20 protein-coding genes and 1 tRNA gene are annotated in these 19,745 nt (G+C 65.9%); 13 read left to right on the top strand and 8 right to left on the bottom strand.

The window, feature by feature from the left end:
• Positions 1-63 precede the first annotated feature (63 nt).
• A complete protein-coding gene (locus FBY33_RS05245; RefSeq protein ID WP_200831323.1) occupies positions 64-885 on the bottom strand; it encodes a LysR family substrate-binding domain-containing protein in 822 nt (273 codons plus the stop codon).
• Here FBY33_RS05245 and FBY33_RS05240 point away from each other — a divergent pair.
• Positions 848-1,252: a DUF5997 family protein gene (locus FBY33_RS05240; RefSeq protein ID WP_142029603.1), complete on the top strand. Its 405-nt coding sequence runs from the start codon at positions 848-850 to the stop codon at positions 1,250-1,252. The genes FBY33_RS05245 and FBY33_RS05240 overlap by 38 nt on opposite strands.
• Before the next feature lie 3 nt (positions 1,253-1,255).
• On the opposite strand, the gene FBY33_RS05235 is transcribed toward FBY33_RS05240, so the two are convergent.
• The gene (locus FBY33_RS05235; protein ID WP_142029602.1) at positions 1,256-1,639 is read right to left on the bottom strand and encodes a VOC family protein; all 384 of its coding nucleotides are present in this window, start codon (positions 1,637-1,639) and stop codon (positions 1,256-1,258) included.
• A gap of 178 nt (positions 1,640-1,817) precedes the next feature.
• Between FBY33_RS05235 and FBY33_RS05230 the strand changes: the two genes are divergently transcribed.
• Together FBY33_RS05230 and FBY33_RS05225 are read left to right on the top strand one after the other, a co-directional pair.
• Positions 1,818-2,420: a hypothetical protein gene (locus tag FBY33_RS05230; RefSeq protein ID WP_235010452.1), complete on the top strand. Its 603-nt coding sequence runs from the start codon at positions 1,818-1,820 to the stop codon at positions 2,418-2,420.
• A 60-nt stretch (positions 2,421-2,480) separates the two neighbouring features.
• Positions 2,481-3,089 (top strand): DUF6919 domain-containing protein, encoded by a 609-nt coding sequence (locus FBY33_RS05225; protein WP_142029600.1) that lies wholly within the window; start codon positions 2,481-2,483, stop codon positions 3,087-3,089.
• A 27-nt stretch (positions 3,090-3,116) separates the two neighbouring features.
• Here FBY33_RS05225 and FBY33_RS05220 read toward each other — a convergent pair whose 3' ends face one another.
• Positions 3,117-3,599: a pyridoxamine 5'-phosphate oxidase family protein gene (locus FBY33_RS05220; protein WP_142029599.1), complete on the bottom strand. Its 483-nt coding sequence runs from the start codon at positions 3,597-3,599 to the stop codon at positions 3,117-3,119.
• Between the two features lie 66 nt (positions 3,600-3,665).
• Positions 3,666-5,111 (bottom strand): flavin monoamine oxidase family protein, encoded by a 1,446-nt coding sequence (locus FBY33_RS05215; RefSeq protein WP_142029598.1) that lies wholly within the window; start codon positions 5,109-5,111, stop codon positions 3,666-3,668.
• 81 nt (positions 5,112-5,192) lie between these two features.
• Here FBY33_RS05215 and FBY33_RS05210 point away from each other — a divergent pair, with 81 nt between their 5' ends.
• The gene (locus FBY33_RS05210) at positions 5,193-5,885 is read left to right on the top strand and encodes a TetR/AcrR family transcriptional regulator (RefSeq protein WP_142029597.1); all 693 of its coding nucleotides are present in this window, start codon (positions 5,193-5,195) and stop codon (positions 5,883-5,885) included.
• An 18-nt stretch (positions 5,886-5,903) separates the two neighbouring features.
• Here FBY33_RS05210 and FBY33_RS05205 read toward each other — a convergent pair whose 3' ends face one another.
• Positions 5,904-6,827: an NADP-dependent oxidoreductase gene (locus FBY33_RS05205; RefSeq protein ID WP_142029596.1), complete on the bottom strand. Its 924-nt coding sequence runs from the start codon at positions 6,825-6,827 to the stop codon at positions 5,904-5,906.
• 152 nt (positions 6,828-6,979) lie between these two features.
• On the opposite strand from FBY33_RS05205, the gene FBY33_RS05200 reads away from it, so the two are divergent.
• Positions 6,980-8,107, top strand: coding sequence for an L-talarate/galactarate dehydratase (locus tag FBY33_RS05200; RefSeq protein WP_142029595.1), 1,128 nt, complete (start codon positions 6,980-6,982; stop codon positions 8,105-8,107).
• 9 nt (positions 8,108-8,116) lie between these two features.
• A complete protein-coding gene (locus tag FBY33_RS05195; RefSeq protein WP_142029594.1) occupies positions 8,117-8,815 on the top strand; it encodes a FadR/GntR family transcriptional regulator in 699 nt (232 codons plus the stop codon).
• Between the two features lie 94 nt (positions 8,816-8,909).
• On the opposite strand, the gene FBY33_RS05190 is transcribed toward FBY33_RS05195, so the two are convergent.
• Positions 8,910-8,992, bottom strand: a tRNA-Leu gene (locus tag FBY33_RS05190).
• 383 nt (positions 8,993-9,375) lie between these two features.
• Here FBY33_RS05190 and FBY33_RS05185 point away from each other — a divergent pair.
• From FBY33_RS05185 to pknB, 7 genes are read left to right on the top strand one after another with little or no spacing between them, the layout of a single operon-like run.
• The gene (locus FBY33_RS05185; RefSeq protein WP_142029593.1) at positions 9,376-10,116 is read left to right on the top strand and encodes an FhaA domain-containing protein; all 741 of its coding nucleotides are present in this window, start codon (positions 9,376-9,378) and stop codon (positions 10,114-10,116) included.
• Positions 10,113-10,592, top strand: coding sequence for an FHA domain-containing protein FhaB/FipA (locus FBY33_RS05180; protein WP_056336060.1), 480 nt, complete (start codon positions 10,113-10,115; stop codon positions 10,590-10,592). The genes FBY33_RS05185 and FBY33_RS05180 overlap by 4 nt, the downstream gene beginning before the upstream one ends.
• 2 nt (positions 10,593-10,594) lie before the next feature.
• Positions 10,595-12,307, top strand: coding sequence for a PP2C family protein-serine/threonine phosphatase (locus FBY33_RS05175; protein WP_142029592.1), 1,713 nt, complete (start codon positions 10,595-10,597; stop codon positions 12,305-12,307).
• Entirely contained in the window at positions 12,304-13,692 is a 1,389-nt protein-coding gene (locus tag FBY33_RS05170) for an FtsW/RodA/SpoVE family cell cycle protein (RefSeq protein WP_056336053.1), read from the top strand. The genes FBY33_RS05175 and FBY33_RS05170 overlap by 4 nt, the downstream gene beginning before the upstream one ends.
• Positions 13,689-15,149 carry a penicillin-binding transpeptidase domain-containing protein gene (locus tag FBY33_RS05165; protein ID WP_142029591.1) on the top strand — a complete coding sequence of 487 codons (1,461 nt, stop codon included), beginning with the start codon at positions 13,689-13,691 and terminating at the stop codon, positions 15,147-15,149. The genes FBY33_RS05170 and FBY33_RS05165 overlap by 4 nt, the downstream gene beginning before the upstream one ends.
• Entirely contained in the window at positions 15,146-16,870 is a 1,725-nt protein-coding gene (locus FBY33_RS05160) for a protein kinase domain-containing protein (protein ID WP_142029590.1), read from the top strand. The genes FBY33_RS05165 and FBY33_RS05160 overlap by 4 nt, the downstream gene beginning before the upstream one ends.
• Positions 16,871-16,885: 15 nt before the next feature.
• A complete protein-coding gene (pknB, locus tag FBY33_RS05155) occupies positions 16,886-18,889 on the top strand; it encodes a Stk1 family PASTA domain-containing Ser/Thr kinase (RefSeq protein WP_142029589.1) in 2,004 nt (667 codons plus the stop codon).
• Between the two features lie 45 nt (positions 18,890-18,934).
• Here the strand turns inward: pknB and FBY33_RS05150 are convergent, their stop codons facing one another.
• Positions 18,935-19,576, bottom strand: a complete 642-nt coding sequence (locus FBY33_RS05150) for an aminodeoxychorismate/anthranilate synthase component II (protein WP_056336041.1) — start codon at positions 19,574-19,576, stop codon at positions 18,935-18,937.
• The gene (locus FBY33_RS20465; RefSeq protein ID WP_200830467.1) at positions 19,573-19,743 is read right to left on the bottom strand and encodes a hypothetical protein; all 171 of its coding nucleotides are present in this window, start codon (positions 19,741-19,743) and stop codon (positions 19,573-19,575) included. Before FBY33_RS20465 ends, FBY33_RS05150 begins: the two co-directional genes overlap by 4 nt.
• Between the last annotated feature and the right edge of the window lie 2 nt (positions 19,744-19,745).

The raw sequence follows: 19,745 nt of genomic DNA, 5'->3' as shown, positions 1-19,745 counted from the left end.
GATCCGCACCCGCGGACCCGGCTTTGCTGCTGCCGGGCCTAAAGTGGCCGCCCGCAAGCCCGGCTATCGTTTGCCCTTCTTGCGTGAGCCCCGGCCGCGGCCCTTGTCCGGGTTGGGTGCATAACGCTGGGCCACCTTGGGGGCCTTCTTGGCACCGGTGCCCCGACGGTCCGGCTTGGGCTCCTTCTTCACCTTCTCAGGCTGCGCGGATGGCTGGCGTGAACTTTGGGCGGTGCGGCCACGAACGATGCCGATGAATTCCTCCAGCACCTCATCCGTTGCCTCGGTGGGCCAGGCCAGCGCGATTTCGGTTCCGTCCGCCCCGCTGAGCCTGCGCGCCACCGTATCTTTGACGTTGAAGTGGCGGGCCACCGACATGGGCAGGATCACCAGGCCGGCGCCGGCGGCAACCACCTGGAGCGCCGCCTCCGGTCCGCCCAGGGCGGCAACGTCGAGGAACGATTCCTGCGCCAGGTCAGCGAGGTCCACTTCCTCGAACACGGAAATCTCGTGACCCTTCGGTGCAACCACCACGGGCTGTTCTTCGTAAAGGGGTATGGCACTGAGCGCGTCCCGGTCGATGGGCAGGCGGACGAACGCCATGTCCGCCTGTCCGTCCCGGAGCGTCCCAAGCTGCGCGCCGTCGTCGACCATAAATGCTTCAAGGGGAATATGTGGCATCCGCTCTTCCCAGCGGCGGATCCATTTGCCCGGGGTGACCCCGGCTACGTACGCGATGCGAAGCACCCGTGGCGCCGCCTCATCAGGGGCGGCGTGGGCGTCGGGCGTGGGGGCATTGTCGGCGGGCACGTCTTCACAGTACCCGCCGCCCGGATACCCTTGAAGCATGACCTCTGCAAACTCCCAGTCCATGAAGCCGGCCACCGTTGCCAAGAAACTTGGCATCTATCTCCCGGCCACGCCGCAGGAGTTCCAGGATTCAACCATCAGCCGCGAGGAGTTCGCCGAACTTCAGGCCAACCCGCCGGAATGGCTCGCGGAGCTCCGCCGCAACGGCCCGCACCCACGCCCCGTGGTGGCTCAGAAGCTGAACGTGTCCATCAGCGGCCTGGCCCGCGGCGGAGTGGAGGAAGCGCTCACGACTGCGGAAATCACCGCGCTGCTGCAGGCTCCGCCACAGTGGCTGGTCACCGAACGAGCCACGCACGCGGCTGTCCGCGCTGAGGCACAGCGGGTCAAGGAAGAGGCCGCGAAGAAGCAGGCCAACAAGGACCGGGCACAGGCCAAATAGCCGTCAGTCCTGGTGGATCTGGATGTAGTTGCCGCAGCCGTCGTCAAACACGGCACTGGTCCCGAACTGATCCGTGGTGGGCGGGGTTTTGAAACTGACTCCTGCGGCCACGAGCCGCTCGTACTCCGCCTGCACATCGGGAACCCCGAAGACGATCGCGGGAAGCCCCGCCTCGCGAACAGCGTTCATGTAGTCCGCCCCGATCGGATTGTCGCTGGGTTCAAGGAGAAGGCCTGCTGAGCTGCTGTCGTTCGCTCCCGGATCCTTGATGATGTAGAGGTTGTACTCCGGCATGGCCATGAGCGTGTCAAAGCCCAGCGTGCCCGTGTAGAAGGCGTGGGCCGCGGCGGGGTCCTGGACGTGGATGCTGCACATCTTGAGTCGCATGCCTTCACGCTACCGCCCACCGCAGGTCCGTGGCATACCCCGCTTCCCCCTTTTGGCCGCCATTGACGCTCTGCCCGGAAGACGGTCCAATGGAAGGACCAGCCCGGGTTTGCCGGCGGGGTCTGGTCCTTCCATTGGATGCTGGAGGTGCAGGATGTCAGTCGTGGTGGAGTCCTTGATGCACGGTCTGCTTCAGGGTGCGTGGGCGGTCCTGCTGTGCGGCCCCGTGCTGGTGGCCAGCGTGGCCGCCACCGTTTTTGTTGTACGACGCCGGGCCCTGGCTTCCACAGGCAGCGCACCGGAAGGTGGGGACCAGCTGTTCTGGGATCTCTTCCTTGGTTCCTGCGTGGCCCTTCCCGCATTATTGATCCCCGCCCTGGTATCGCCGTGGGCGGGACTGGTCCTGGCAGGGGCGGCTGCTGCGTCAGGCATCGCCGCCTACCGCGGCAGCCTACGGTTCCTGGCTTGGCGCAACGCGCGACGGGAAGAGCGGCAGCGGCTTTCTGCCCATCAGGCCGCCAGGCTCCGGCACGACGAACTCATGCGCCGGTGGCGGCGCTACGAACTGGACCCGGCGTGCAGCATCGACCATCCGGAACTGACCGACGTCCGGCTGCCGGAAACCTCCGCCCTCATCAAGGCGATGCGGACAGCGGACCAGCTGCGGACTGCCACGCACAAGGGTTACCCGGACGCCGTCGGAAGCCTGGCAGCATCGCTTGCTGCAGCGGAACGGGCGGCGGGGATTCCCGCCGGGCTGCCGGCTGAACAGGCGGGCTGACGTTAAGTGCTGTGTCGCGAATGTTGCATCGGCAGGGAGGCCCGGCGATAGCATCCGAAGATGAAGCCTGAAGAAGTTCCTGTCCACGATCAGTACGGCCGGCTGCTGGAGGACCGCGGAGTCTGGCGCCAGGCCACCACCCTGGAGGCCGCCGGCGAACTGACGGCCCGGTGGCTGGAAGGCGGCAGTTCGTACCAGCCGGGCCATTTTGCCGCCGGCTTCGACGACGAGACCACGCCGATCGCCGCAGCCCTGGCCGAACTGAACCGGAACGGGCTGTTTACCAGGGAATCTCAGCCGGGCATCCGGACCGGCGGTGCTGCACAACGGCAGTACGTAACGGGATTCTGCAGCGCCGGCACTGCAGGCAGCCTGCTGGCGCTGTCCACCCGCACGGAACTGGTGACCGTTGCCCACGCACCGGGCGAAGCAAGCAACGCTGCCATTCCCGTGACGCTCGCCGGGCCTGAGATCACCACGGTGCTGGGCTCCAGCGAGAATCCCGTGGAGGAGGATCAAATCCGGGACTGGGCAGATGAAACCAACGATGCCCTGGCCCTCCTGCTTGCAGACTCCTGGTACGTGGAAATCCTGGATCCGGTGTGGGGGCGCAATGACGTGCTGCTGCCGGCAGTGCTCGCGGCACTGAAAGGGGCGGAGCAGCCTTAGCCGCCCCGCCCCGTTCCATATCCGGCCCTACAACTCCACGGTGCCGCTTTCGCCAACGCTCATCCGGCTGTTGGTGACCTTTGCCTTCACCCACTGCAGAACCGTGGCGGCCGTGCCGCCCGGGCTGGTCCAGTACTCGGCAGAGTCCGAATCGATGCGCAACAGGCACACCTCGGGAGTATCCGGGCCGTCCGGGAACCAGGCTTCAACCGCCTGGTTCCACAGTTCATGGATCTTGGCCCGGTCCGTGACCACCTCGGCGGTTCCGGCCACGGACACCCATTCGGTGTTCTTGCCAAAGGCGACGTTAACGCGCGGATCAGCCCGGACATGCGCAACCTGGGACGTGCCAAGGCCCGTGAAGAACCACATGTCGCCGTCGTCCTTAACCTCCTGGACGGCCAGCGGCCGGCTGACGAGGGCGCCTTCTTCGTTGATGGTGGTGACCATCCCGATCTTGGAATCGTTGATGATGTCAGTAACCTTGCTGATGCCCTGGGCGTCAGTCATGCCTCACCTCGTTCGTCGAAAGTCGGGGACGCTCCCCGCCGCCAGCCTATTAGTAAGCATGCTTATTTACCACCCCGCGGTAACCGGCACCTTCGCCACTTCGACGATGCGGGCAGCGGTGATGCGGCCCATCCGGATGGCGCCGTCCACGTGCTGGTAGCCCTCGGCGGCAAGGTCTGAGGATGACCAGTAGATGGGGCCCACGGGCGTGTGCTGGTCCTTGCCGTAGCGGTGCAGTCCGCCCAAATCGTAGCTGGAAGCGTAGGCTCCGCGGGTCCATTCCTCCGAGCCCCAATCGGACTCGTAGTACACCTCCGCGGCCAGGGCCTCGTCGCCGAGGTAGCCGGCGATCGATTCCAGGATGGCCTTTTTGCGCTCTTCGGCGCTGAGCTCGAAGACGGCGTCCGCCTTCTCGTCCGACACGAAGCCCACCAGGGTTCCGCGTGGGTCACCGTGGTTGGTGTTGTCGTAGACCTCCTGGACCAGGGCGTCTGCTCCGAAGCAGGTGCCGGAGAGCCCCTTGTCCCGCCAGAACGGCGTGCTGTAGACGGCGTGCACCTTGATCACCAGGCCCAGGGACTGGTGCTGGTGCATCTGGTGCTGGCGGCGCGGCAGCGGCGGGTTGAAGGAGACCCGGGAGTAGAGGTTGGGCGGAACAGCCATGATCACAAACCGGGCATTGACCATGGCGCGGTCCGAAATAACGGAGACGCGGTGGCCGCCCTCCGAATCAGGTTCCCACTTGATGGTGCGCACCGGGGAGTTAAGGATCACGTCGTCGCCCAGCTCCTGCGCCTGCAGCAGCGAGACCTGCTGCATCCCGCCCACCACACGGCGGTCCAGAATATAATCCTCGTCCGTCAGGTGGGTGAACGAACCTGCGGAAGCTGCCATCAGGACCGCCTGCAGGGCGGAGAAAGCATGGGCGGGTTTGGTGAGCATGCCGCCGGCGATGAAGAGCCCGATGTTCCTGCACGCTTCCTCGTTGGCCGAGTTCTGCCGCAGCCAATGGTGGAAGGAAATGGTGTCCAGTTCCCGCGCCTTGGGATGGGCCCACGGTTCGGTCGGGCCGATTTCCGCGGCCAGGCCGTCCAGCAGGGCCACCAGGCGGTCCATTTCGACGGCGGTGTCCGGGTCCACGGGGAAGGTCTCGCCGGTGTAGCGCACCGGTATGCCGTCCGCGCCGATGTAGATGGACTCACCGTCGCGGTAGCGCGGGTAGGTTTCGAGGTTCAGCTCCTGGAGCAGGTCCAGGAGGGCGGTCTGGTCCGGGGAGACCCACTGGCCGCCGATCTCGAGCATGGCGCCGTCCACGGTATCGGTCCAGGTGCGGCCGCCCACGCGGTCGCGGGCCTCCAGCACGGCGACGGTGAGGCCGGCTTTGTTCAGTTCACGGGCGGCGGTGAGTCCGGACGGCCCGGCTCCAACGACCACGACGTCGCGGTTCAGGTTCAGCATGATGTCCTCTCTGCGTCCCTTGGTGACGGGGACCACTAAATGAATGCCATTCATTTATTAGAACTATAACCGGTGCCTGCCGGGAGCGGAAGAGCCGGATGGAATAATGCAGGGGACACCGACGAAAGGGCAGCAATGCCGGCAGTATCAGCCGCACAGGGACGCTCCACCAGCAACGGCGGAGCACAGAGGAGGCGGGCAGGACGACCGTCTGCGGCGGTACTGGACAAGGCCGGAATTACGGCCGCCGCGCTGGAACTGATCAGCCGAAAGGGCTACGACGGGCTGACCATGGCCGCGCTGGCAAAGGTGCTGGAGGTGGCGCCTTCCGCCCTTTACAACCACGTGGCCTCAAAGCAGGACGTGCTGCTCCTGGTCGAGGACCACCTGATGTCCCTGGTGGACCTCTCGGGTTTCGGCAGCGGGAGTTGGGAGGACGCCGTCCGGGCCTGGGCATGGAGCTACCGGGACGTTTTCGCAGAGCACACACCCCTGATTCCGGTCATCGCAGTCCTGCCCGTGACGGACGCGCCGCAGACCCTTGCCATGTACGAAACCGTGAGTAAAGGTTTCCTCGACGCCGGGTTCCCCCAAGAACGCATCATCCCCGCCATCGTGGCACTGGAGTCCTTTATCTTTGGGTCGGCGTACGACGTCACCGCCCCGGAAGACATCTTCGATTCCGGCTCCATGGCCGGATCCACCCCCAACTTCTCCGCCGCGGTGCGCAGTTCGGCAGCCGGCCAGGAGCGTGGCCGACCTGCCGATACCGCCTTCAGCCTGGGGCTTGATGCGCTGATCTCCGGGCTGGGCGCGCTGCGCAACTAGGAGACCCGGACACCCGAATCAGGCGTCCACGGCCACCACGATTTTGCCCCGGGTATGCCCCTCCATGTTGAGGCGGAAAGCCTCCGCGGACTGGGCCAACGGGAGAACCTTGGCAACCTCCACCCGGATGTTCCGCCGGTCCACCAATTCGGCGAGCTTCTGGAGATCAGCTCCGACCGGGCTGACCCACATCCAGGTGCCGCCATGCTCCTCCACCTCACTGTCAGCGATGGATGCATGCCTGCCGCCTTCGGCCAGTACCGCCAGGGTCGCTTCGAGATTGCCCCCGGCAAAATCGGCAACCACTTCCACACCGCCGGGACTCAGCGCGCGTATGCGGTCAGCGAGGCCGTCCCCATAGGCAACCGGTTCGGCTCCCAGGGAGCGGAGGAATTCATGGTTCTTTTCAGAGGCCGTGGCAATAACCTTCGCACCCAGTGCCACCGCGATCTGGATGCCGAGTGATCCCACCCCGCCGGCGCCGCCGTGGACAAGGACAGTCTCACCGGACCTGAGGCCCAGGCGGTTCAGGACCTGGTACGCCGTCAGCCCGGCCAAGGGAAGCCCCGCCGATTCATTCCAGTCCAGCGAGGCGGGTTTACGGGCCAGCAGTCTTTCCGGCAAGGCGATGTACTCGGCAAAACTTCCGCCATGGACATAATCCTTGCGGCCATAAGCAATGACCTCGTCGCCAGGCTGGAACTGCCGGGCATCGATACCCACCGACTCAACAACCCCCGCTACGTCCCATCCAGGGATCGCGGGAAACTGCAGGTCCATTGCCGCATCCAGGTAGCCGGCCATGATCTTCCAGTCCACCGGGTTAACAGCGGCTGCCTTCACTTTGACCAGGACCATGCCCGGCCCCACCTTGGGCAGGGGAACATCGGCCATTTCGAGGACGTCCGGGCTTCCGTATTCACTGTAGGTAATTGCCTTCATGCCTTCGACAACCACTCAACCTGACGCTGCTATTCCATTCCCCTGCCAGGAGTGGCACATCGCATCGCCCTTCAGTGCTTGTAATACAAGTAGCGCACTTATACCCTAAGAGGGTGGGCGAAGGAGCCCAGTCCCCGCTTCCAGGAGTATTCATGAGCACCGTCGATCTGATCCGGCACGTCAAACTGTCCTCTGCCCGTCTTCCCCTCGCCGTTCCCATCAGCGACGCCAAGGTCTTCACCGGCAGGCAGAAGCCCATGACTGAGGTGGTCTTCCTGTTCGCGGAAATCACCACGGAGCTGGGGCACTCCGGCATCGGTTTCAGCTACTCCAAGCGTGCAGGCGGCCCGGCTCAGTACGCCCACGCAAAGGAGGTCGCCGCTGGCCTTATTGGCGAAGACCCCAATGACATCGCGAAGATTTACACCAAGCTGCTCTGGGCGGGCGCCTCGGTGGGCCGGTCCGGTGTCGCCACCCAGGCCCTCGCCGCCGTCGATATCGCTTTGTACGACCTCAAGGCCAAGCGCGCCGGGCTGCCGCTGGCGAAGTTCCTGGGGTCCTACCGTGACTCAGTGCGGACGTACAACACCTCCGGCGGCTTCCTGAACGCCACCCTGGACGAGGTAAAGGCACGGGCCACCCAATCGATCGAGGAAGGCATCGGCGGCATCAAGATCAAGGTGGGCCTCCCGGACAGCAAGGAAGACCTGCGCCGGGTGGCCGGAATCCGGGAACACATCGGCTGGGATGTCCCGCTGATGGTGGACGCCAACCAGCAGTGGGACCGCGCCACCGCCCTGCGGATGGGACGCCGGCTCGAGGAATTCGACCTAGTTTGGATCGAGGAACCGCTGGACGCCTATGACTTCGAGGGCCACGCCCACCTGGCCCAGGTCCTGGACACTCCCATCGCCACTGGCGAGATGCTTGCCTCGGTCGCCGAACACAAGGGCCTCATCGCGGCGAACGGCTGCGACATCATTCAGCCGGACGCCCCGCGCGTCGGCGGCATCACCCAGTTCCTCCGCCTTGCCGCCCTCGCGGACGAACGCGGACTGGGCCTGGCCCCGCACTTCGCCATGGAAATCCACCTCCACCTGGCCGCAGCCTACCCGCGCGAGCCCTGGGTGGAGCACTTCGACTGGCTGGACCCCTTGTTCAACGAGCGGCTCGAGACCAAAGACGGCCGCATGATCGTCCCGGACCGCCCCGGCCTCGGCGTCACGCTCACCGAGCAGGCCCGCGCCTGGACCACCGAGAGCGTGGAGTTCGGCGCGTAATCTTGAGCCATGAGCCGGAACCTCACCGCGGACCTTGCCGCTGACCTTCGCAACCGCATCGTCGACGGCGTGATCCAGCCCGGGGAGAAGCTGCCCAGCGAGAACACGCTCATCAGCGATTTTGGCGTGAGCCGTACGGTGGTCCGTGCCGCCCTCACCCGGCTCCAAGCTGAGGGGCTTGTCGAGACCGAGCGGGGGCGCGGCAGCTTCGCCCTCACTCCCCCCACGTACGGGCCCCCTGCGGTGGCGGGCAGCCGTCCGGTGGCCAGCACCGAAGACAGGTTGCAGCTGCTGGCCTTCCGGATGGGGGTGGAGACCGAAGCTGCCGCACTGGCCGCCCAGAACCGCACCGACCGGCAATTGCGCGCCGTCAGCGCGGCGCTGGATGCCTTCAGTGAAAGCGCGGACCATCCAGCCCACGCCATGAAGTCGGATTTCGAGTTCCACCGGGCCGTGGCGGCGGCATCCGGCAACCCCTACTACTCCGACTGCCTCGCTGCGCTGGGGCAGACCATGATCGCCATGCCGCGCACCCGCCTGATGACCGGCGTCGAGCATTACGCCCGGGACCATTTTGAGCAGGTGGTGCTGGAGCACCGCTCCATCCTGGACGCGATTGCGGACGGTGACCAGTCTGCCGCGGCGGCCGCGATGCGCAGCCACCTGGCCAATTCGCGCCGCCGGTTCAAGGCTTCGGCGCGCCCGTAACCTGGGGCGTGCGGGGGGCGAAGCGCGCTGGAACCAGCGGTCAGAAATTAAACAGAAGAGCCCCGGTCCTAAGACCGGGGCTCTTCCCATTGCGTGCGCGAGGGGGGATTTGAACCCCCACGCCCTTTCGGACACTGGCACCTGAAGCCAGCGCGTCTGCCGTTCCGCCACTCGCGCGCAACTTCTTCCACTCAGCCGAACCGGTTTCCCGTTCCGCGCCTCGTAAAAGCAGCGAGATCAAGCATAACGGACAGATGCCGCAAATTACCAATTGGCCGGCCTTGCCCCTTCCACACGCCCGGAACAGCAGCTCAAATGAGCGGCAACACCAGCCCAAATCTGCCCGCCGGAGCCCCGGCCCGACCGCCTCGGGCAGGGCCGGATCTGAACTTTTGCCGGCGCCCGGCCGTTGTGGATTAAGGTCATTCGCAGGGGTGGCCAGTAGTATCGGGTGTAGGAGTGGCCGCTGCCGGCGGGCACGCCGCGCAGTGCCGGACCGCCCTGCAGGTGCTGGTCAGCAACAACTACTGCCCCGGAGCCGGGGGGAAAGGAGAAGAACCATGGGTCTGCTGGACAAGGTTGAACGTGGCATTGAAAAGGCCGTCCGCGGTGTCTTCTCCACCGGTTCCAAAGCCCAGGTCGAGCCCGTGGAGATCGCCAGCAGGCTCCGCCGCGAGGTGGACCACAAAGCGATCACCGTGGCGGCCGGACGGACTCTGGTTCCCAACGTCTTCGACGTCCAGCTCAGTGACGACGACTTCGGACGCGCACAGGAGTGGGGCACGCCGCTGGCCGAAGAACTCTGCGACGTGGTCATCAACCACGTCCGGAGCCAGGGCTACATCCTCCAGGGGCCCGTCCGGATTTCCTTCCTCCGCGAGAGCGCACTTCGCGCCGGTGATTTCGAAATTGCCTCCTCCACCGAGAAGTCCCAGGGCCCCGGCGGGAACCAGCCCAGGCCGAACGTCCCGGCAGCACCAAGCCGCGCGCCCGTGCGGCTGCAGCCAGTCCTGGACATCGAGGGCCAGCGCTACTCGCTGAACGCCCCGTCCATCGTCCTGGGCCGGTCATCCGAAGCAGATATCCACATTGAGGACACCGGCGTATCACGGCGCCACCTGGAAATCCGCACTGCCAACGGCGTCACCAGCGCCGTGGACCTGGGGTCCACCAACGGCAGCTACGTCAACGGCCAAAAGGTCTCCGGGAGCACCGAACTCACAGACGGATCCACCATCACGATGGGACGGACAAAGATCATCTTCCGCCTGCTTCCTGCCAACCCGGGTGGCCACGCATGAGCGACCTGACCATCACCGCGCTGCGGTTCGGCTTTCTGTTGCTCCTCTGGGTGCTCATCTTCAGCATCGTTTCCGCCATGCGCCGGGACCTCATGCTGGGCCGGAAAGCCGCCTCGGGCGTCCCGACCGCCCGCCAGGTCCGCCGGAACCCGGAATTGGCAGAGAACCAGCAGCCCGTCAAGCAGCAGGCCCGCCAACTGGTAGTGGTCGAAGGACCGCTCAAGGGCAGGACCCTGCCCCTGGCAGCCAGCCCCATCCTGCTGGGACGCGCCCAGGAAGCCACCTTGGTGCTGGAGGATGACTACGCCTCCGGCCGCCACGCCAGGCTCTTCCCCCAGGGCAGCCGCTGGTTCATCGAGGATCTCGGCTCCACCAACGGAACCTACCTGGGAGACCAGCAACTTACCCGTGCCCTGCCCGTCGAGCCAGGGGTACCCGTGAGAATCGGCAAGACGGTCATTGAATTGAGGCCGTAACCATGGCCGAGGCCGAAAACCCCGCAACCGGCTCCAGCCCGGCGCAGCGGCCCCTCATCATGCGCTTCGCGGCACGGTCCGACGTCGGCCGGATCCGTTCGAAGAATGACGATTCCGCCTACGCCGGACGCCACCTCGCCGTCGTCGCGGACGGCATGGGAGGGCACGCGGGCGGTGACGTTGCCTCTGCCGCGACCGTCCTGGACATGATCCACCTGGACAGTCCGGACCACGGCGACGAAGCCGGCACGATCCTCGCCGATGAAATCCAGACCGCCAACTCACTGCTCTCCGAACTGGTGCACATCAATCCCAAGCTGGCGGGCATGGGCACCACCGTGACGGCGCTCCTGCTCGCTGACGGCAAGCTGCACTTCGCGCACATCGGCGATTCACGCGCCTACCGGCTCCGCGACGGCGAATTCAAGCAGGTCAGCGTGGACCACACCTTCGTCCAGCGGCTTATCGACGAAGGCCGGCTGCGGCCGGAGGAAGCGGAAACGCACCCGCACAAGAACGTCCTCATGCGTGTCCTGGGCGACGTTGACGCCAGCCCCGAACTCGATCTGGATACCCTCGACGCCCGGCCCGGCGACCGCTGGCTGCTGTGCTCTGACGGGCTGAACTACGTTGCCGCCCACGCCGTGGAGCGGACCGTCCGGGAAACGCACAACCTGCACGAGTGCGCCGAAACCCTTGTCCAGCTGACCCTTGAGGCCGGTTCGCCGGACAACGTCACCGTCGTCATGGTGGACATCGTGGAGGAAACGCCCGACGACGTCAGTACCGCCGCCGTCGAAATCGTTCCGCCGGTGCAGGGCAGCAAGTCCGCTGCCGCGGCAGCGGGTGGCGCCGCTGCAGCATCCATCCCCGGGGACGGGAAGGATGCCGCCACAGCCGGGTCCGCCCCGGAAGATGCCCGGCAACAGCCGGACCCGGTTGACGGCGGCGCCAAGGAGGGGGTAGCCGGTTCCCCTGACCCCGGCAGCACCGACCCACACCTTGGCGAGCATCTTTCCGCGGAAGTCCTCAGGGAAGAACTTGCCTCCCGCCCGCATGAACTCGTAGGCGCAGCGGCCGCCGCAGCCGAATCCGGCTCCATTCCAACCGTGGCCGGGCGTACGGTCGCACGGCGGGCGGCGACGCTCCTCACCCACAAGGCGGAACCGGCCGGCGAGCCGGAGGACACCCTGCCGGCACTGCGTCCCCGCCGCTGGGTGGCCTGGTCCGTGGCAGCCGCCGTCCTGGTTGTCGTGGCCCTAGGCCTTTGGCTTGGGTACGCGTGGACCCAGACCCGCTACTACGTGGGCGAGTTCGATTCCCGCGTGGCCATCTACAACGGAGTGTCCCAGAGGCTGGGCCCCATCCAGCTGTCCTCGCTTGAAACCGTGACGGAGATCCGCTTGGACTCGCTCCCGCCGTTCTCGCAGCAGCGGGTCCGCCAGACCGTCCCTGCCAACGATCTCTACGACGCGCAGCGGATCGTCAAGAACCTGGAGCTCACCGGAACCACCTCGCCCGAGGACGAATGCCCCAAGCCTTCAGCCAGCCCCAGCCCCTCAGGAAGCACAGCACCCCCAGAAAGTGCAGCACCCCCGGCCAGCGCAGCCGCTCCGCCGCCCGCATCGGATGCCCCTGCCCCTGCGCCTTCAACCGCACCATCCGCAGCTTCTCCTTCCCCCACTCCGACTATCACCTGCGAGGCGGCGAAATGAGCCAGGTAAGCACTTTGCCCAAGCCTCGCCGCAACGTTGAACTTGCGCTCCTGCTGCTGGCACTTGCCGTCGGCATCGGCGCCAACATGCTGGTGGGCGTGGACCAGGAGAAGGCGTTCGATTCGGACTTCTGGTTCCAGTCCAGCCTGCTGGCGGTCGCCGCCCTGGTGTTCCATGGTGTCCTTCGCTTCCGTGCGAAGTATGCCGATCCAGTAATACTTCCGATCGTGGTTGCTTTGAACGGCCTGGGCCTGGCGATGATCCACCGCCTCGATGCTCCCGGCGAGGACACGGGAAACAACCAGCTCCGGTGGACCCTGATCGCCATGGCAGTGGCCATCGCCGTCGTATTCTTCCTCAAGGACCACCGCATCCTGCGCCGGTTCACCTTCATCTCCCTGGCTGCGTCGGCCCTGCTGCTGATCCTGCCCCTTGTGCCAGGGATCAGCGCCGGCGAAATCCTGGGCGCACGGGTGTGGATCAGGTTCGGTCCCATGACGTTCCAGCCGGGTGAAGTAGCCAAAATTACCCTCGCCATATTCTTTGCCGGGTATCTTTCGTCCAACCGTGACCTCATCCTGCTCGCCGGCCGCAAGATCGGCCCCCTGCAGTTTCCCCGGTTCAAGGACATGGGCCCCATGATCACGGCCTGGCTGGTTAGCATCGGCGTCCTGATCTTCCAGCGCGACCTTGGCTCCTCCCTGCTGTTCTTCGGGCTGTTCATCGTCATGATCTACGTGGCCACCAGCCGGATCAGCTGGGTGGTCATCGGCCTGGCCCTGATCCTCGGCGGCGGTTTTGTGGCGGCCCAGGTGTTCTCCCACGTCCAGCAGCGCGTCTACGGCTGGCTCAACGCCTTCTCTCCGGACGTCTACGAGAACGGCAGCCGGCAGGTCATCGAGGGCCTGTTCGGCATGGCCAACGGCGGCCTGGTGGGCACCGGCCTTGGCCAGGGACGCCCGGACCTGGTCCCCTTCGCCAACAGCGACATGATCATCGCGTCCCTTGGCGAGGAACTGGGACTGATCGGCCTGTTCGCCGTCGTCCTGCTGTACCTGCTACTGGTCACCCGCGGATTCCGGGCCGCGCTGGGTACCCGCGACGCGTTCGGCAAGCTGCTCGCCTGCGGCCTGTCCTTCGCGGTGGCCCTTCAGTGCTTCGTGGTCATTGGCGGTGTCACCCGGCTCATTCCGTTGACAGGGCTCACCACGCCGTTCCTCGCAGCCGGCGGATCGTCCCTCCTGGCCAACTGGATCATCGTGGGACTGCTCCTGATGATTTCCCACGCAGCCCGCGGCCCGGTGGACACCACACCGCTCCCGCCGGCCGGCGCCGCAGCTGCAACTGGCATTGACACTCCAACCGAGGCGGTGAAGCAGGCGTGAACCAGGCAATCCGGCACTCATGGGTGGCCGCTGTGGCCATGTTTGCACTGCTGTTCGGTGCCATCAGCTATGTGCAGGTGGTGGGGGCGGATGACCTCAAGACCAACCCCCTGAACCAGCGCGCCATCCTGCAGAACTACTGCAACGACCGCGGGGCCATCATCGTTGGCGGCACCCCCATTGCCGAGTCGGTGGAAACCGGTTCGGAGACCTGCAAGTTCCAGCGCACCTATACCCAGCCGGAGCTCTATGCGGGCCTCACCGGCTACTTCTCCAAGAACTACGGTGCCACCGGGCTGGAGCAGTCCATGGGCGCCGAACTCGCGGGCGACTCCGACCAGCTCTTCCTGGACCGGGTGGGCCAGCTCTTCCTTGGCAACCAGCCCAAGGGCGCGTCAGTGGAGCTCACCATCGATCCCCAGATCCAGCAGCTGGCCTACAGCCTGATTCCGGACGGCCAGCGCGGGTCCATTGTGGTGACCAATCCCAAGACCGGTGCCATCCTTGCCATGGCATCCAAGCCGTCCTACAACCCCAACTCAGTGGCCACGCAGGACGCTGCCGCCGAACGGGCCAACATCAACGAACTGGTCAAGATCCCGGGCATTAACCTGAACCAGAACGTCAGCGGTCCCACTGGGGAGCTGCTGGCACCGGGCTCCGTCTTCAAGCTCGTGGATACGGCCGCCGCGCTTGCCTCGGGGAAGTACAACAAGGACAGCCAACTTCCCAACCCTGCCGAAATGCCCTTCCCGGGCATCCAGTACAAGCTGCCCAACTACGCCGGCGGCAACTGCTACACCAGGGACACGGCCAGCTTCGCTTTCGCACTGCAGCAGTCCTGCAACACTCCGTTCGCCAGCATTGCGCTGGATCTTGGCCGCGATGCCATCGCCGAACAGGCCAAGAAGTTCGGCTTTGGCGAGGACGTCGGAGACCAGCTGAAACTGGGCCACGCGTTGGGCAATGGGTTCCCTGCGAACCTGGACGGACCCGGCCTGGCGCAGTCTGCAATCGGCCAGAAGGATGTCCGCGCCACGCCGCTGCAGATCAACATGATGACCTCCGCCATTGCCAACGGCGGAAAGCAGATGCAGCCCAACCTCATCAAGACCCTGCGCTCCCCGGACCTTCGGGTGATCGACGAACCGCAGCCGCAGCAGCTGCGCTCCTCCACCACCCCGCAGATCGCCAGCCAGATCACCGAGTGGATGGCAAGCGCCGTCAGCGAGGGCATTGCCAAGGGCGCAGCGGTCCCCGGCGTCCAGGTGGCCGGCAAGACAGGAACCGCGGAGCTCGGGAACGGAACCAACAACTCCTGGTTCACCGGCTTCGCCCCCGCAAACAACCCGCAGGTGAGTGTCACGATCGTCATGGAAGGCGTGAACATCACCACCGGCGCACAGCTGACCAGTCCTAACGCGAAGAAGATTTTTGAGGCGGTGTTGAATAAGTGAGGCCTACAACCGGAATCACCCTCGGCGGCAGATTCCAGCTGACCACGCGGATTGCGATCGGCGGCATGGGGGAAGTCTGGAAAGCCAAAGACCTCGTCCTGGGCCGCATCGTCGCCATCAAGGTGCTAAAGGAGGAGTACACGGGCGACCCCGGATTCCTCCAGCGCTTCCGTGCGGAGGCCCGCCACACTGCCCTGCTGAACCACGTGGGGATAGCCAACGTCTTTGACTACGGCGAAGAAGAGGGATCGGCGTACCTGGTCATGGAACTGGTCCCCGGCCAGCCGCTGAGCAGCATCATCGAGCACGAACAGGTGCTGTCACCGGACCGGACGCTGTCGATCATCGCGCAGACCGCCCGCGCGCTGGCCGTTGCCCACGCGCAGGGCCTGGTCCACCGCGACGTCAAGCCAGGCAACCTCCTGATCACCCCTGACGGGCGGGTCAAGGTCACCGACTTCGGCATCGCGCGCCTCGCTGACCAGGTGCCCCTCACCCAGACCGGCCAGGTCATGGGAACCGCGCAGTACCTGTCACCGGAGCAGGCCACCGGCCAGACCGCCACGGGATCCTCGGACATCTACTCGCTGGGTGTCATCGGCTACGAGTGCCTCAGCGGGCACCGTCCGTTCTCCGGTGAATCACAAATCGCCATTGCCCTGGCACAGGTGAACGACGCTCCGCCTCCCCTTTCGGACAGCCTGCCGGCCCCGGTGCGCGCCCTCCTGATGTCCATGCTTTCAAAGGACCCCAAGGACCGCCCGGCGAACGCCATCAAGCTGGCCGAAGCAGCCGAGGCGATCCGCAACGGCGATATCAGCGCAGCACGAGCCGCGGTTCCGGGCATGCTTCTTTTCGACGCCGATACCGGGCCCATCACGGCCCCCGTTGACACCGCCACTGCCCCCACCGGCGTCATTGGCGCCCAGCACGATTCCACCCCCACAGCCACGTCCGCCCTGCCGGTTCTCGGTGCCGGTGCTGCCGGTGCTGCCGCCGGAATGGCCGCAGGCGCCGCCGCCGAAGGGGACGCGTCCAAGGGCCCGCTGGCCCGCGCCAACGCGCTGGCTGCAGAACGGAACTGGGACCAGGAGGAGGAAACGTACGACGACGTCCCCTCCGATGAGCCCCGGCGCAAGGGGCGCAGTCCATGGACATGGCCCCTGGTGGCCCTGATCCTGCTGCTCCTGTTTGCGCTGGTGGGTTTCCTGCTGAACCAGATGGGCCTGTTCTCGCCGTCCGGCAACCCGACGACGGGCACCACCACCAGCAGCGCGGCCCCATCCTCGGCGACACCTACGCGGACCCCGTCGGCCACGCCCACCCAGACACGCAGCACCCCGACGCCCACACCCACGCCCGAGCCCACGCAGGACACGGTCAACGTGATACCTGCCGCCTACCTTGGCAAGGATTACCGCCAGGTCCAGACTGCCCTTGCGAACCTTGGACTCCAAGTGACCGTCCTGCCCCAGGAGAGCGCAACCGCCGACCCCGGCACCGTCCTGGAACTGAATCCCACCGGCCCGGTGCCCAAGGGATCGCTTATCACCGTTATCTACGCAACCGCTCCATCCCCCGCCCCCACCACCACCACGGCGCCCAAGCCGACGCCTACCCCCACCACGTCCTCACCCGTTGCGGGTCCCACCCCTATTTCGCCCTTGCCAACCTGCGCGGCCGGCCAAACGCCCGGAACACCCGCAACCTGCGCGCCCTAAACACCGGGACCACCAGTGAATGAGTCACCACGCACACCGTTGCACCGGGAGGACAGCCTGCCGGTGGATAACCGGCGTGTCCTGAGCGGCCGCTACGAGCTGGGCAGCCTCATCGGACGTGGTGGCATGGCGGATGTGTACCGCGGAACCGATACCCGCCTGGGCAGGACAGTGGCCGTCAAACTGCTCCGGCCGGACATGGCCCGGGACCCGCAGTTCCAGGCACGGTTCAAGCGTGAAGCCCAGGCCGTGGCCGCCCTGAACCATCCCTCCATCGTGGCCATTTTCGATACCGGTGAACACCTGGTCCACGACGGCACTGGCGAAGACGTCCGGGTGCCCTACATCGTGATGGAGTACGTCGAGGGCAGGACCTTGCGTGACCTGATCCGCGCGAATGAGGTCGGCATCGACCAGGCCATCGATTACTGCCTGGGAGTTCTGGGGGCTCTCGAATACAGCCACAAGGCCGGGATCGTCCACCGGGACATCAAGCCGGCCAACGTGATGTACTGCCCGGGCACCAATTCGGTGAAGGTGATGGACTTCGGCATCGCCCGCGCCATCGCCGATTCCTCCGCCACCATGACCCAGACCCAGGCAGTGGTGGGTACGGCGCAATACCTGTCACCGGAGCAGGCGCGCGGCGAGTCCGTCGACGCCCGCAGTGACCTCTACTCCGCCGCGTGCCTGCTCTACGAAATGCTGACGTCGCGTCCTCCGTTCGTCGGAGACAGCCCGGTGTCCGTCGCCTACCAGCACGTGCGCGAGATTCCGGAGCCTGCCAGCAGCCTGAATCCGAAGGTATCGCCGGCCCTGGACACCGTCCTCGCCAAGGCCCTGCAGAAGAACCGGGATGACAGGTTCCAGGATGCTGCAGCCTTCCGGCGTGCCCTGAGGGCTGCGAAGGCCGGCGTGCCTGTCCCTGCCGTGCCGGCGTCCGAGGCGCCAACCGATCCCAACGACCACGTCCCGCAAGCGGCTCCGCCCACCGAAGCGTTCGCCGCAACGGGGGCAAGCTTCCTTGATGACGCACCCACAGGCCGCTTGGCGGCAACCACCCTCCATGGCGACGGCGGACCCGGCGTTCCGCTGGAACTTGCGGGTGGGGACGGGCCGGATGAATACAGGCCGAACGGGTACGGGGCAGACGGGTACGGCGCGGCTGCGCCGCTCCCGCTTGGCTTCCCTCCGGAACGGGAGCCGAGCACCCGGCAGAAGTCCCGCCGTCGTGCCTGGATTGCCACCCTGGTGATCTTCACCCTGCTGGTACTCGCGGGCGGCGGCCTGTGGCTTTACCAAACGGTCAACCGGCCGGCCCCCCCTGCACCCAAGGTCCCAATACCCGCCGTTGCGTCCCTGACGGAGAGCGCGGCACTTCAGGCACTGTACGACGCGGGACTGCGCCCCAGGATCGCACGTGCGGCAAACGATACGGTGCCCAAGGGAACCGCCATCGGGACTGATCCAGCGGCGGGCGGTTCGCTGGATCCGGGGGCGGACGTCATCCTCAATATCTCTGAAGGCCCCAGTTCGGTGAAGGTCCCGGACAGCCTTCCCGGCAAGACTGAGGCCGCCGCCCGCGACATCCTGCGCCAGGCGGGACTGGCCGGCGCACCGACCACCAGCACGGCCAACAGCGCCACTGTTCCGGCCGGGATCGTCATCACCTCCAACCCGGCACCGGGCCAGAGCGTTGGCGTGGGCACCAGCGTGGAACTCATAGTTTCCACCGGCAAGGTGGTGGTCCCGGAGCTGCGGAGCCTGGCCCGTGAAGAAGCGGAGGCGGCCCTGAAGGAGCTTGGGCTGGTCCCTTCGGTGGTCGAGGCGGAAAACTCGCAGGTGGAGCCGGGCAAGGTCACCGACCAGAGCGATCCTGCCAATGCCGCCGTTGTCCAGGGAAAGACCATCACCATCGTTGTGGCCAAGGCACCGCCACCGCCACCGCCGTCTCCCACGGAAACCCCGACTCCCACGGCCACACCGAAGCCGACGCCGACGCCCACTAAGAAAGGCTGACGTCCCCTGGTGGGCCGGGGCCCTTCCCGCCAGCTTTACTGACGGCTAGTGCTGGATGAGGGGGCTCAATTTCGCCGCCCGCGCCGCCGCGCCTTTCATGCCCAGCGATTCCAGCCAGTTGCCCAGCATCTGGTACCCGCCTTCGGTAAGGACCGATTCGGGATGGAACTGCACACCGCAGAGCGGCGCCGTGCGGTGCTGCAGGCCCATGACCACACCCGACGCGGTTTGCGCGGTGACTTCCAGGACATCGGGAATGGATTCCCGGACCGCGGCCAGTGAGTGGTAGCGGGTGGCCGTGACGGGGGAGGGGAGCCCGGCGAAAACGCTGGTGCCAATGTGCTCCACCTGGGACGTTTTGCCGTGCATGAGTTCAGGGGCGTGGGTCACCTTGCCGCCGAAGGCCTCGGCCAGTGCCTGGTGACCCAGGCATACGCCGAACATGGGCACGCTGTTTTCACCGCACCATTTGATCAGCTCGATGCAGATACCGGCCTCGGCAGGATTGCCCGGGCCGGGTGAGATGAGGACGCCGTCGCGGGTACCGGCAAGTTCAATTGCCTCCGCCAGCGTAACGTCGTCGTTGCGGACAACCGTGGTTTCGGCGCCGAGCTCCTGGAGGTAGCCCACCAGGGTGTAGACAAAGCTGTCGTAGTTATCCACTACAAGGATCTTGGTTGTGGTCATGGCTGGTCTGTGGAACCAATCGTCGAGTCGGTGAATTGGGTGAAATGGGACATCCAGGGGAACAGGAACTGGACCATCAATACCAGGGCGATGAAGACCAGTGCCAGCGAGATGATGATCCTGAGCCAGAGCGGTCCGGGAAGGTGGCGGAAAATCCAGGCGTACACGG

Source organism: Arthrobacter sp. SLBN-112 (genome assembly GCF_006715225.1).
Lineage (GTDB): Bacteria > Actinomycetota > Actinomycetes > Actinomycetales > Micrococcaceae > Arthrobacter.
Note: the sequence above shows the minus strand (reverse complement) of the source record. Positions and strands in the feature narration are given on the sequence as shown.

Excerpts from the sequence above, each read along its gene's own strand:
- FBY33_RS05220 (WP_142029599.1), bottom strand. The coding sequence starts at position 3,599 with ATGACTGACGCCCAGGGCATCAGCAAGGTTACTGACATCATCAACGAT.
- FBY33_RS05210 (WP_142029597.1), top strand. The coding sequence starts at position 5,193 with ATGCCGGCAGTATCAGCCGCACAGGGACGCTCCACCAGCAACGGCGGA.
- FBY33_RS05235 (WP_142029602.1), bottom strand. The coding sequence starts at position 1,639 with ATGCGACTCAAGATGTGCAGCATCCACGTCCAGGACCCCGCCGCGGCC.
- FBY33_RS05240 (WP_142029603.1), top strand. The coding sequence starts at position 848 with ATGACCTCTGCAAACTCCCAGTCCATGAAGCCGGCCACCGTTGCCAAG.
- FBY33_RS05230 (WP_235010452.1), top strand. The coding sequence starts at position 1,818 with ATGCACGGTCTGCTTCAGGGTGCGTGGGCGGTCCTGCTGTGCGGCCCC.
- FBY33_RS05150 (WP_056336041.1), bottom strand. The coding sequence starts at position 19,576 with ATGACCACAACCAAGATCCTTGTAGTGGATAACTACGACAGCTTTGTC.
- FBY33_RS05170 (WP_056336053.1), top strand. The coding sequence starts at position 12,304 with ATGAGCCAGGTAAGCACTTTGCCCAAGCCTCGCCGCAACGTTGAACTT.
- FBY33_RS05195 (WP_142029594.1), top strand. The coding sequence starts at position 8,117 with ATGAGCCGGAACCTCACCGCGGACCTTGCCGCTGACCTTCGCAACCGC.
- FBY33_RS05185 (WP_142029593.1), top strand. The coding sequence starts at position 9,376 with ATGGGTCTGCTGGACAAGGTTGAACGTGGCATTGAAAAGGCCGTCCGC.
- FBY33_RS05225 (WP_142029600.1), top strand. The coding sequence starts at position 2,481 with ATGAAGCCTGAAGAAGTTCCTGTCCACGATCAGTACGGCCGGCTGCTG.
- FBY33_RS05180 (WP_056336060.1), top strand. The coding sequence starts at position 10,113 with ATGAGCGACCTGACCATCACCGCGCTGCGGTTCGGCTTTCTGTTGCTC.
- FBY33_RS05175 (WP_142029592.1), top strand. The coding sequence starts at position 10,595 with ATGGCCGAGGCCGAAAACCCCGCAACCGGCTCCAGCCCGGCGCAGCGG.
- FBY33_RS05215 (WP_142029598.1), bottom strand. The coding sequence starts at position 5,111 with ATGAATGGCATTCATTTAGTGGTCCCCGTCACCAAGGGACGCAGAGAG.
- FBY33_RS05200 (WP_142029595.1), top strand. The coding sequence starts at position 6,980 with ATGAGCACCGTCGATCTGATCCGGCACGTCAAACTGTCCTCTGCCCGT.
- FBY33_RS05205 (WP_142029596.1), bottom strand. The coding sequence starts at position 6,827 with ATGAAGGCAATTACCTACAGTGAATACGGAAGCCCGGACGTCCTCGAA.